The sequence below is a fragment of the Streptomyces sediminimaris genome (genome assembly GCF_047049295.1).
Taxonomy (GTDB): Bacteria; Actinomycetota; Actinomycetes; order Streptomycetales; family Streptomycetaceae; genus Streptomyces; species Streptomyces sediminimaris.
The window spans coordinates 226,599-238,856 of sequence record NZ_JBJWOT010000002.1 but is presented as its reverse complement, the minus strand read 5'-3'; the positions used below and the strand labels follow the sequence as shown (position 1 = coordinate 238,856).

Genomic DNA, 12,258 nt, shown 5'->3' with positions numbered 1-12,258 from the left:
GACACGACGCCCTCACTTTCTGATGATCATCAGTTTCGAGCCGGATCCTAGCCTTTCAATCCCCTTCACAAACCCCGAACTTGGCGCACTTTGCTCGGTCATGAAACGGTCACGCCGGCGCATGCGGACTCTGCCGGGTAAAGAGCTTTCCGCGTCGCCAACAACCCCATAGCGGCACGTTCGGGACGTATTCCGGGGCGGCTCAACGCGCCACAGGATCATGCAAACCGGCTCAAAAGGCCAGCTGAACAGGGGGAGTTCGGGGAATCCCGGCCTTTGACGCACTGGTGCGTTTGGGTGATCCTTTCCGTCAATCAACCCTGACAGGGGCGGGAGCGGGGCTGGTGTGGGCCGAACAAGCTGACCCGGTTTCGGCCCTGCCGGATATGGAGATCTCGCGCACATGGTGAATACGGACATACGCCGCAGACGGCGCGGCGTCCTGCGGCGGCGAAGAGTCGTCACCGCCGCCCTCACGCTCCTGGCGGGCACGGCAGCGCTCCCCGTCACACAGGCAGCAGCGTCGTCACAGTCCGCGCACAGCGACACCCACTACTCCACGGGCCGGTCCGCCCCTGCCGCCAAGGGCCGACCGGCCTCGGCCGACGCTCCCCAACTCCCCGACGGTTACGGCCCATCGGCCGCCCAGCTCAAGGCGATGACCACCGCCGCCGCTCAGGCCGCCAAGAAGGGTGCCCCGGTCGTCGTCGACGCGCTCACCACGCCCCGGCAGCAGGTCACCGCCGTACCGGGCGGCGGGTTCGAACTGACCGCCCACCCTCATCCGGTGCGCACCAAGCAGCACGGTCACTGGACCAAGATCGACCTGACGCTCCACCGGGGTTCCGACGGACGCCTGGCCCCGGCGGCCACCGCGTACGGCACGGTGGAGCTCTCCGGCGGCGGCACCGGCCCCCTGGTGACCACCCGGTCCGGCGCCACCACCATGACGGTCGGCTGGCCGGGCAGGCTGCCCGCGCCGGTGGTGCAGGAGGACACGGCGACGTACAAGTCCGTGTTCCCGTCGGTGGACCTGGTGGTGTCGGCGACGGCGAGCGGCGGCTTCCGGGACGTCCTGGTCGTCAAGTCGGCCTCGGCCGCGCACGATCCGGCCCTGCGCAAGCTGAACCTCACGACCAAGGTGAGCGGCGGCCACCTGCGCCGCACCGGTGACGGATCACTCGGCGTGACCAACCGTCAGGGCAAGCAGGTCCTGGACGCCGCCGCGCCGTCGATGTGGGACTCCAACACGACGCTGCGCAAGCCGCGTACAACGCACACTACGGCCAAGGCCGCCACGACCTCCAAGGTGGCTCCTGACCGCTCCGGCACCGGCCAGCCCGGCATGGTCGCCCGGATCGCGCCGGTCACCACCGGACTGTCCGACTCCACATTGTCGCTCAAGCCGGACGCCGGCATGCTGAAGGATCCGTCGACCGTCTACCCGGTCTACATCGATCCGACCTTCAACTGGCACCCCTACTCCCCGTCCGCGCCCGCCTTCGACGAGGTGAAGCAGGGCTGCCCGAGCACCTCGTTCTACAACCAGACCGACGCGCACGGCGACTACGGCCGCCTCGGCGTCGGCTACAACAGCTGGGGCGGCTGCTACGGGCGCCAGCACGCGATCTACCAGTGGAAGCTGTCATCCACGATCTGGGGTTCGCACATCCACAGCGCCACCGTCGAGGCCACCGAGGTCTACTCGGCGGCGTGCTCGGGCACGTACACGGTGAACCTGCACTGGTCCAAGGGCATGGGCTCGGGCACGGACTGGAACAACCGTCCCGGCTACAACAGTTACTCCACCTCGGCCGGTTACGCCCGCTCGTACAATCCCACGTACTGCCCCAGCAACGGCAACGTCAGCCACGGCCTGTCGGTCTACACCCCGATCGCCAAGGAGGCGTCCGGGCACGCCTCCACCTTCACCGTGTCCCTGAGCGAGGACGGTGCCGAGTCGAACCACGACGGCAACGGCTTCTCACGGTTCTCCCACAACCCGAGCCTGCAGGTCTACTACGACTTCACCCCGTACACGCCCGCGCAGTCGTCGATGTCGGCGGTCTCCGGCTCGGACGACGCGGCCTGCGACACCAGCAGCCCGTATCCGTACATGGGCAAGACCATCGCCTCCACGCCGCCGGTGCTGAAGGCGAAGGTCTCCGACAAGGACAGCGACAAGCAGCAGGCCACCTTCGAGTACTGGATCGACGGCTCGTCCACCACCCACACCGGCCTCAGCGGCGACAACCTCTCCAGCGGCTCGTACGCCACCTACTCCCTGCCGTCCAGCTTCACCAGCGCGCTCACCGACGGCCAGGTCGTGGACTGGCGGGCCAAGACCACCGACGGGCAGTACACCAGCGCCTACTCGGTCACCTGCCACTTCACCGCCGAGCCCACAGCGCCGGACGCGCCGCAGGTCACCTCCGAGAACAACGTCTACCCCGACACCGACCAGGGCGGCGGCGCCGGCGCGGCCGCGGGCACCGCCGGCACCTTCGACGTATCGGTCGCCTCCGGGGCGAGTGCCGCCAAGTTCGTCTACTCGGTCGACATCCCGCCCGCCACCAGCAACCCGCCCTCCTCCGCAGTCGTCACCGCCTCCTCCGACGCGGCGAAGATCAGCATCACGCCGTACTCTCCGGGCCCGCACACCCTGTGGGTGTACGCGGTCGACGCGGCCGGCGACGACTCGGGCACCACCGGCTACCCCTTCCTGGCCACCGGTAACCCCAACACCACCTGCTCCAGCCTCGCCGCCTGCTTCGACAACACCGGCATCAGCGCCGACTCCGCCCCCGCCCAGGCGGACCTGGACGGTAGCGGCAACAGCTTCTCCGCCACCGACCTGACAGGCGCGGGCTGGACCAGTGGCGGCAAGCTCACCGTGAACGGGGCATCGTTCACGCTGCCCGCCTTCGGCTCCGGTCAGAAGGACAACGTGCTGGCCGCCAACCAGACCGTCGGCTTCTCCGGCTCCGGCTCGGCCCTGGAGTTCCTGGCCACCTCGACGTGGTCCAACGTGACCTCGCCCGGTGCCATCGCCGACGACGCCACCGCGCCGTACGTGCCCGCCGGGAACTGGGTCAGCGGCTCCTACTGCTTCTCCGGCACCACCCCGCTGGGCCCCTGCGTGCCGACAGTGACCGTCACCTACACCGACGGCACCTCCACCAGGCCCCATCTGACCGTGCCGGGCTGGAGTGACAGTCTGGACGCCATCGCCGCCATGGTCTTCCCCCACGAGAACAAGACCACAGGACAGCAGGCGTACGCGCGCCGTATGTACGCCTTCTCGGTGCCGCTCGACCCGGGCAAGACCATCGCCTCGGTGACCCTGCCCGATGTCAGCAACCACATCGGCTACCGCACCCCGGCCATGCACATCTTCGGCATGGCGACCCGCGACACCACCCACGGCACACCGAAGGCCGACGGCACCACGGTCGGCGCCGGTTCCGGGCAGAGCTGGACCGGCGCCTGGGCCAACCCGAACGAAGGTCAGTACAACTTCCAGGGCAGCAACTTCTCCGACCAGACGTTCCGCATCGCGATGAAGACGTCGATCGCGGGCAGCACGGTCCGGGTCAAGCTGGACAACGCGCTGGGCACCAGCAAGCTGTCCATCGGCCATGTCACCGTCGCCCCGGACTCCGGATCCGGCTCCCCCTCCGCGGTACCCGCGGCCACACCGACCGGTCTCACCTTCGCCGGATCCCAGTCCGTCACTGTCCCGGCCGGCGGCTCGGTGTACAGCGACCCGCTCTCCTTCGACGTGAGCGCCGACCAGTACCTGCTGGTCTCCTTCCAGCTGTCCAACTCGGTCCCCTATCTGGTCCAGCATTCCTTCGCCAACAACGCGTACGAGTACCTGACCGCCGTGGGCGCCGGGGACAAGACCACCGACACCACCGGCACCCCCTTCAGTGGCCAGTACGCCGGCTGGTTCACCGACCTGGTCACCGATCTCGACGTCAGCTCGGCCGACATCCCCACCAAGGCGGTCCTCGGTGACGGTCTCGTCGACCCCTTCCAGCCGAACACCAAGCCCGTCACCAGCGGGCGGCGCATCTCCGACATGCTCGCTGCGGCCGAACCCACCGCGGCAAGCCCCTACGGCACCGTCGCCGCGGGCATCGAGTCCAACGAGCTCATGACCGACAACCCGCAGACGTACAACGGACATACGATCGGCGGCCCGTCGGCCCTCTCCCGTATCGACCGGGACATCCTCGACGAGCCCGGCATCTCCAGCGTCGTCGTCGACGAAGGACTGGAGGACCTGCTCCACGGGGCCACCGACGACGATCTGGAGGCCAACGGGTACACCACGCTCGTCCAGCAGCTCCAGGCCTGGGGCATCTCCACGACGCTCGCGGCCCTGACCCCGTGCGACGGCTACGCGGGCTCCGGGGCCAGCCCCGACGACCCGTGCACCAGCACGATCGACGGCTACCGCAACAACGCCAACGCCTGGCTCGGCGGCATGAACCTCGGCAACCCGTGGGGCACCCCCGCGGTCTACTACGCCGACTTCGACACGGCCCTCGCCGTCCCCGACACCGTCAACGGCGAGAACAAGCTCAGCGCGGCCGCCGACACCGGCGACCACGTCAACCTCACCAACGCCGGGTACGGCGCCGAGACCAGCGCGATTCTCTCGCCGCACGACACCTGGCGACTGGACGACGGCGACGGAGCCACCAGCGCCGCGGACAGCGCACCGACCGACACCCCGCACTCCGTCAACGACTACTCCGTGGGCGCCAGCCCCCTCACCCTGAACGGGACCACCGCCTGGACCAACGACTCCACACACGGCGAAGTCCTCAGCCTCGACGGAAGCACCGGCAACGCCACCACCGGGGGCCAGGTCCTCGACACCACCGGCAGCTACTCGGTCTCCGCCTGGGTCGACCTCGCCTCCCTGCCCACCGGCAGCAACGCGGCCGTCGCGGCCCAGGACGGCACGGAGAACAGCGCCTTCTACCTCAAATACGACATCAAATACAACGGGCACCCCGGCTGGGCGCTGACGTTCCCGGACACCGACACCGCCAGCCCGTCCAACAAGATCGCCTACGCCTCCGGCGCCACGGCCAACACCTGGACCCACCTGGTCGGCACCTTCGACGCCACCACCGGCACCGGCCGCCTGTACGTGAACGGCACCCTCGCCGCGACCGTCACCGGCGTCACCCCGTGGGCGTCGACCGGGACCTTCACCGTCGGACGCGCCAAGTTCAACGGGAGCGCTTCCGACTACCTCCCCGGCGAGGTCAGCAACGTACAGGCCTGGAACTACGCCCTCACCGGCGACCAGGTCTCGGCCCTGTACAAGCAGATCCCGTAATCCGGTAAGCCGGAAAACCCGGCAACCGTCCACCGTCCGGTGGGGCGCCAGACGCCAGGCGCGTACCGCGTCCCACCGGACACCGTCACATACGTAGGGCTGAGTCGCTGCCGGCAACGAGTGGGGACGCCGCGTCAGCGGCGTGCCGGGCTGGTGGTGTGACGGCGTGAAGCCACCCTCGCCTTCGACGGGGAGACCGTCCGGTACGTCTGCCGGCCGCCGAGCGCCGGAACCGCCGCACGCGCCGCGCGACCCGGCTGCTCACCCCGTTCCGGCAGGCGGTGATGGTGCTGTGCCGGTTCATCGACGGCATCCGCATCAGCCAACTCGCCGCGGGCAATGGCCTGTCCGGCCGCACCGGCTACCGCTACCTCCAGGAGGGGATCGACGTGCTCAAGGTCCGGGCGCCCACCCTGGAACGGGCCCTCCGCGCGGCGAAGGCCGCCGGCCACGGCCATCTCCTGCTGGACGGCACCCTGATCGAGACCGACGCCCGCCACGTCCCCGGTTCCACCAAGGGCAATCGACCTGTTGTGGAGCGGAAAACACAAGCGGCACGGCGGCACCGTCCAGGTCCTGTCCGCCCCGGACGGCTTCCCGATCCGGACCTCTCCGACCCGCCCCGGCCGCGAGCACGACATGTCCACCGCACGCACCCACGGCCTGCTCGACGCCCTCGAAGCGGCCGCCGCTGACGGCGGCCCGATCACGATCGCGATCACCGGCACCGGCACCGGCACCGGCACCGGCACCGGCACCGGCCACGAAGGTGCCCCAGCATGCTTCCGCATGCCCCGCCATCAGCCCATGGGCGGCGAACTCACCGTTGACCAGCAGTAGTTCAACACGTCGCTCGCACGGCCGTACGGGCGGTCATCCCTTTCCGGTGACGAAGAGAAATCCCACCGTGCCTACTGCGACCAGGGCGACTGCGACCAGGCACCAGCGACGAGCCGCGCGCAGTGCCGTCTGGATCTGGTACACGTGTGCCATTGCCAGCAGCCAGCGCTCGAGAGGTGCGACGCGAGCGGCGTTGGTCCGGGCGCGCTCCAGGTGGCGCAGCCAGCTCTCACGCCGCGCGGGGTCGCGTTCGCGCAGTACGGCGCGGTGGATGTTCACTGCGACGGCCCGGTGGCTGAACAGGTCGTCCACGCTGGTGGCGGCGGTGCCGAAGAAGTCGGCAGGGGCGTCGTCGATCATCTCACGCAGGCCGCGAAGGGCCGGTGTGGCGAGTGTCGCAGGTGTGGTGATCGGGGGTTCCAGCACCCGGCTGACGTGCCAGATGGCGATGCTCACCCCGGTGAGGGCGACGAAGAGCGAAACGCCCGCGCCGGCGGCGTCCGCGACTCCGTGCACGCGGCCGACGGCGACCAGAGGTCCGCCGCCGATGAGAGCGGCGCCGACGGCTCCGAACGCGGCCAGCATCCAGCGTGCGGCGGCCCGCAGATCGGAAACGGCTTCGAGAGGAGAGGGCAGGGCTGTGTCGAACGGCAGGACGGTGCGGCCGTCGTCGGGTGCGGGGGTCGTCATGGCCGGTCGTCGCCCCTGGCAAGGCCCAGGGGCCATTCGCCGAGGTCCTGCTCGATGTCCAGATAGGGGACCCAGGTCTCGCCGTTGTAGCGCTCCAAGTCGCCGTTCTCAAGTTGTCGCACGGCGTTGATCTGTGGCTCGTCGTCCATGGCTGCTCCCCCTTGTTGCGTGCGTGCCCCGTCAGGCCCGGTCCTGCCCGAAGTCAACCACCGGTGTGCCCCGCGTCGGCTGACTCGACTTCGGTGATGTGCCGCAACACCATATGCAGCACTGCGCGTTGGGTCGGATCGTCGAGCCGTCCGAGCTGATCGCTGTCGCGGCTGCCGCCGACGATGTCGGTCAGGATGTCCGCCATGGGCCCGAGGACTGGATCACCGGCGAAGTCGTCGCCCACGGTACTTCGGGGGGTGTGCGCGGCTTCGACATGCCCGGTGGCGGTGGCGGTGGCGACGACGTTGGCGAGGGCCACGCCGACGTGGAGAGCCGGCCACAGGTCGAGGTCGATATCGACTCGGTTCTCCAGCGCGTCCTGGGCGCGGACGGCGACGGCGGCGTCGAGCGGGCCGAGGCCGGCCAGCAGGTGCGGCCCGCGTTCACCGTCGTGGAGCCGCCTCAGTACGGCGGGCAGCTGAGCGAATTGCGGGTCGAGATTCTCCAACGCGATCAGGCGGCGCCGTAGCTGGATGTAGGCCGCGGTGTTGCCGCGGGCGGCCGCCACGAGGGTGGCGACGACGGGCTCCCAGACGACGCTCCACGCGGCTTGCCTGATGATCTGTTTCGTGGGTCGTGCCGCCAGTCGGCGTGCTTCGTCCACGAGGCTCGCCAGCAGGTCACCCACGGCGGCCGGGTCGGGCGCGACCTGTCGCAGGACTTTGCGGAGGTCCACACCGGGGACGGTGCCGACCTGAGCGGCCAGTTCGTCCGGGTCGGTGGGTGGGTCGGCAGCCTGTCCGAACTCCCTCAGATCGCCCGCGAGCGATCCTACGGCGTCGATGGTGACGCCGCTGGTCAGTCGGCCCAGCAGCGCGGCGACCAGGTGGTGGGCCGCCGCTTGGGCGCCGTCGCGCGCGTGTTCATGGAGATAGCTGCCGAGATTGCCGTGCCCGAGGGCGATGAAGGACGGGACGTTGCCCAGGTAGGCGTAGCGCAGGGAATCCCGTGCGCGGGCGATGGCGACGTCACCGTGCCCGCGCAGGTGCTCGATGTTGCCCAGGGCACCGAACACCTCGCCGAGGTCGGCAGCGTCGGTGACATGGGCGCGGCACCGGTCCAGCAGCGACAAGGCCTCCTCGGTCCGTCCCAGCTGCGCCAGTGGCATGTACGCGGGAAAGCGGGCCATCGCGAGTTCGGTCGCCGGAGCGCCCCGCGCTTCCTTCGTGCGGCACAGCTCAGCGTTGTACTCCAGTGCCCGTCGCCAGTCGGCCGTGCGAATCGCCGCCCGCTGGCCGGATTCATGGAGTTCCTCCCACACCTGCCACCAGGGCATGCCCTCCCGGCCGGTCCCGCGCGGCAACGCCTCGATCCGCCGGCGCAGGGCGGCCACCTCGGTCAGCGCCTGCTCCGCGTATCGCGACTCGGCCAGTACGTGCACCCGCTGGACCTCGCTGTGCAGCCGCGACCATTCGCCGAGTCCCGCATGCCGCACATGGTCGATCTCCTCGTCGGCGAGGGCGATCGCCTCCTCCGTACGACCGGCCCGCACACACAGTGCGAGCAGCCGGCCCGCGGCAGCGCCCGCCAGCGCGTGATCCCCTCGTGAACGCGCCCGTTCCAACGTGCGGCGGGCCTGTCTCTCGGCGTCCTCGGGCCGGACGACGTCGAGCACCAGGTCCAGCGCTCCCGTGAGGGGCTGTCCGCCGGTGCCGGCCGCTCGCAGCGTGGCGAGCCGACGCAGCAGGGGGTGTACGCGGTGGATGGTCGGCAGGGAGGTGTCCCGGCGGAGCACCGCCTCCAGCAGCACCTCGGCCGCCTGCAATTCGCCCAGGCGCACGAGATAGGGCGCGGCGGACAGCCCGGAGCGCGCGAGCAGCGGACCGGCGAGGTGTGCTCGCTCCGCCTCGGTGCCCTCTCGCTCCCACGCCATCCGGAACACCGTCATCCAGTACCCGGCCAGCCTGCGATCGACAAGTGTGCGGAAGCTGTCGTCGGCCAGGTCGCGTCCCACTGCCACGATCGAGGGCTGGAGGTCGTAGGAGGCGGGCGAAAGGCACGGTGTGACCAGGCCTCGCTCCACCAGCGTCCCCAGGCTCGCCTCCAGCGGTGCCTGGCCGTAGCCGAGGTGGGTGCGCAGCTCCGGCCAGTTGTGCTCCACGGTCGGCGGCGTGCGGTCGGCCGCCTTGAGGCAGCACAGGAAGAGGAACAGGTCACGGTGGTCCGCCGCCAGGTCATCGACGACGGCGCTGGTCCAGTCGCGTATGACGTGCAGCAATCGGTCGTCGCCCGCGTCGGCCTCGAACGCCGCTTCGGCGGTCAGAGTCCGTGCCAAGCCCGGGCCTGGATCGGCGCACAGGCCGTCGGCCAGTTCCAGCAACTGCGGATGTCCGTGGGCGGCTTCGAAGAGGGCGCGAGCGTGGCGGAGTGCCGTTGCCACACTCACGCCGGGGACGTCGCCCTTCACGAGCCTGGCGAAGTGGGGCAGTTCCCGGGTCAGGAGCATGCTCTCGTCATGGCTGAGCAGACCGACGGGCTCCGCCGACAGCCCCGGAGGGAGGACCCGCGGAGAGCTGCGGCCGGTCAGGATCAGGCGTCCGGCTCCCCCGTGGCCCGTGAGAGCGTCCAGCAACCGTGCCCACCGCCGGTCCAGCCAGTCTCCGTCGTGGCCCAGCAGCGGGTCGATGCCGTCGATGACGAGCAGGACACGGTGCCGCCGCATGAAATCGCCGAACAGTACCGGCACTTCCTCGAACCGGTCGGCGTCCGCCACGACTTCCACACAGCGCAGCCCGGGGACCGCCTGCTCCAGGGACAGAGCCAGTTCGGCCAGGACGCCGTCAGGGCCCCGCTGCGCCGACGGCGTGACCTGGAACCACACCACGTGCTCGAAGGCATGTCCATGGCTCACCACCAGTTCCGCGGCACACGCTGTCTTGCCCACGCCCGGCATCCCTCTCAGCAGCACCCCGCTTCGGTCACCGTGCGGGGCAAGCGTCCTACCGGCCCGGGCCATGAGGGCGACGCGGCCGACGAACCGCTCGGGTACCAGGGGCCTGCCCGTGACCGGCGGACCTCCCGTACTCCGCTCCGGTGCCGCGGACGGCTGGTCCGCCGCTGCCTCGCCGCCCCCGGGCGGCACAGGAACGTGCGGAGCGGGCAGCGCGAGCTCGGCCGCCGACGCGCCGACGAGCGTCGGAGTCACTGTCTGCAGTGCCGTGGGCACATGGCTCCGGTGGTGCTCAGCGAGTTCCTCGAGCGTGCCGGCCAAGGCCCTCGGCAGCGTGTGACCGTCGAGGATCATGCGCGGATACAGCCGTTCGGCCAGTGCGATCGCGAAGTCGTCGGACACCGGATAGCGCATCGCCAGTACCGCGCACCCCAGCCGGTCGGCGACCAGGTGCGCGAGCGCACCCACCGGCCGGGATCCGGACGGGACGGCGCTCGGCTGGTCGCCGACGTCCGGCAGTTGCAGGAGTCGGTGCTGCGCGCGCACCGCTGCCGCGGCCGACCAGCACGCCGACAGCGTCACGAGCCTGACGCCGCGCGCCACCGCGAGCAGTTCCAGCAGGTCACCCGCCGATACCGGGTCCGGTCGACCGGCCTCCGTCTCCAGCAGCAGCTCACCCGGTCTGCCGTGACCGGACACATGGATCAGGTCCCAACCGTCTCGCCGCTGCAGTACGGCCCGCAGCCGCTCCCGGGTCACGCCGTACTGCACAGCGCGGAACTCCACCCCGCGCCCCGCCCGGACCGCCCCGCTGAAGCACCGATGCAGGGTCTGCCGCTCGCGCCGCAGATTCAGCGCCCTGCCGGTGTCCGGCAGACTGAACAGGGCGAGCACCCGCACCGGGCGCCGGCCGTACACCACCTGCTCGCCGCCGGCGGGTTCCCCGCCGCCGCACAACCGCACCAGTGTGACGCCCTGCAGGGCGAGCGGCCCCTCTCGCGTCCACGCCAGCTCCAGGGGCAGCTCCGACAGGTACGACGCCTGCGCGGGCACCACCACCCGCACCACCGCCGGGGCCGCCGCGCACAGCGCCTCGGCGACCGGTCCCAGCACCCTCTCGCACAGCCACTCCCCCACCTCGCGCAGGAGATCCTCCTGCCCGGCCTCGCGCAGGTCCGGTGCGACATGGCGCCGGAGGTACCCCGGGAGATCCAGCGCCGCCTCGTACTGCGGGCTCTCCTGGTCCAGACGCACCTCGTGGCGGGCACGTGTCCGGCCGTCAGGTCCGCTCAGTACCCAGCGCCATCGGTGCGGACCGACGACATCGTGGGCCTCCAGCCGCAGTGCGACTCCCACCCTCCCGCCGCCGTACCTTCTCAAAGCCCGCGCCGGCGCCAGCCACGGCGCGGCCCGGCGGACTTGAGCACCCGGTCGAAGGCACGAGCATGCGAGGGGTAAGCGGCGGCCAGCAAGCCGACGGCTTCGCGGAGTTGGGGACCGAGGGCGGCCAGTGGCCCCTTCGGATGCAGGGCCACGAGCTTCGCCGCCAGCTCTGTCACGGCCACCGCGCGATCCAACTCCTCGATCAGGCCGAGGCATCGCAGGTAGTGGATGTAGGTGTTGGCCAGTTCCCACACCGTCAACGGGTCCGACGGTGCGAGCACCCCCTGGCGTATCTCCACGGCACGCGAGGCCGACAGGGCGGGGGCCGCGAGGTCGAGGTCGCTTCGTCCTCGACGAGCCCCGTCCAGGACGTGGTTCAGCTCGGCCACGGACAGGTTGTGGTGCACCGTCCCCATCGCCCGCAGCGAAGCAGGGCCCATGGTGATGCTGCCTCCTGCCTGGCGGGAGTCCTTCAGAATCCGGACGCACTCATCGGATTCGCCCGCCGCGGCGGCGGCTTCGGCGAGGTCGCAGCGGGCCACGAGCAACTCCGCCAGGACGGCGTCGGCGGCATCGGAGTGTTCGTCCCCCTTCCACCCCAGCGTTTTCCGGAACGCGGCGTCGAACTCCGCCACGGCCTGCCGTCCCGGCTCGAGAGCGCCCGCCGGATCGCCTGACGCATGCAGTTGCACGGACCACCGCCACAGCGCCCGGGCCAGTCCACGGGCGCTGTCCACGTCCTGGCCGTTGCGCAGCGCGGCACGGTATCCGTCGGCCAGAGCCTGCCACTGAGCGGGCGTCGGGCCCCTGCGCCCGGGATCGATCTGCTGCTGCCGCAACTGCTCGTACTCACGGTCCAACCGCTCGCGTGCCTGCATGGCCCCTA

7 protein-coding genes are annotated in these 12,258 nt (G+C 70.5%); 2 read left to right on the top strand and 5 right to left on the bottom strand.

Features of this window, described 5'->3' with window-relative positions:
- Positions 1–403: 403 nt before the first annotated feature.
- Entirely contained in the window at positions 404–5,359 is a 4,956-nt protein-coding gene (locus ACJ9NR_RS39015; RefSeq protein WP_412494460.1) for a LamG-like jellyroll fold domain-containing protein, read from the top strand.
- 134 nt (positions 5,360–5,493) lie between these two features.
- Here ACJ9NR_RS39015 and ACJ9NR_RS39010 read toward each other — a convergent pair whose 3' ends face one another.
- A complete protein-coding gene (locus ACJ9NR_RS39010) occupies positions 5,494–5,859 on the bottom strand; it encodes a hypothetical protein (protein ID WP_412494461.1) in 366 nt (121 codons plus the stop codon).
- A gap of 31 nt (positions 5,860–5,890) precedes the next feature.
- Here ACJ9NR_RS39010 and ACJ9NR_RS39005 point away from each other — a divergent pair, with 31 nt between their 5' ends.
- On the top strand, positions 5,891–6,199 hold the full coding sequence (locus tag ACJ9NR_RS39005; RefSeq protein ID WP_412494462.1) for a transposase family protein: 309 nt from the start codon (positions 5,891–5,893) through the stop codon (positions 6,197–6,199).
- Positions 6,200–6,232: 33 nt separating this feature from the next.
- On the opposite strand, the gene ACJ9NR_RS39000 is transcribed toward ACJ9NR_RS39005, so the two are convergent.
- The 4 genes from ACJ9NR_RS39000 to ACJ9NR_RS38985 are packed head-to-tail and all read right to left on the bottom strand — an operon-like array spanning position 6,233 to position 12,250.
- Positions 6,233–6,889 (bottom strand): hypothetical protein, encoded by a 657-nt coding sequence (locus tag ACJ9NR_RS39000; RefSeq protein WP_412494463.1) that lies wholly within the window; start codon positions 6,887–6,889, stop codon positions 6,233–6,235.
- Positions 6,886–7,038: a hypothetical protein gene (locus tag ACJ9NR_RS38995; protein ID WP_412494464.1), complete on the bottom strand. Its 153-nt coding sequence runs from the start codon at positions 7,036–7,038 to the stop codon at positions 6,886–6,888. Before ACJ9NR_RS38995 ends, ACJ9NR_RS39000 begins: the two co-directional genes overlap by 4 nt.
- A gap of 53 nt (positions 7,039–7,091) precedes the next feature.
- On the bottom strand, positions 7,092–11,345 hold the full coding sequence (locus tag ACJ9NR_RS38990; RefSeq protein ID WP_412494465.1) for a CHAT domain-containing protein: 4,254 nt from the start codon (positions 11,343–11,345) through the stop codon (positions 7,092–7,094).
- Between the two features lie 20 nt (positions 11,346–11,365).
- Positions 11,366–12,250, bottom strand: coding sequence for a hypothetical protein (locus ACJ9NR_RS38985; protein ID WP_412494466.1), 885 nt, complete (start codon positions 12,248–12,250; stop codon positions 11,366–11,368).
- Between the last annotated feature and the right edge of the window lie 8 nt (positions 12,251–12,258).

Coding starts and splice junctions, on each gene's coding strand:
- ACJ9NR_RS39015 (WP_412494460.1), top strand. CDS start 404: ATGGTGAATACGGACATACGCCGCAGACGGCGCGGCGTCCTGCGGCGG.
- ACJ9NR_RS38995 (WP_412494464.1), bottom strand. CDS start 7,038: ATGGACGACGAGCCACAGATCAACGCCGTGCGACAACTTGAGAACGGC.
- ACJ9NR_RS39000 (WP_412494463.1), bottom strand. CDS start 6,889: ATGACGACCCCCGCACCCGACGACGGCCGCACCGTCCTGCCGTTCGAC.
- ACJ9NR_RS38985 (WP_412494466.1), bottom strand. CDS start 12,250: ATGCAGGCACGCGAGCGGTTGGACCGTGAGTACGAGCAGTTGCGGCAG.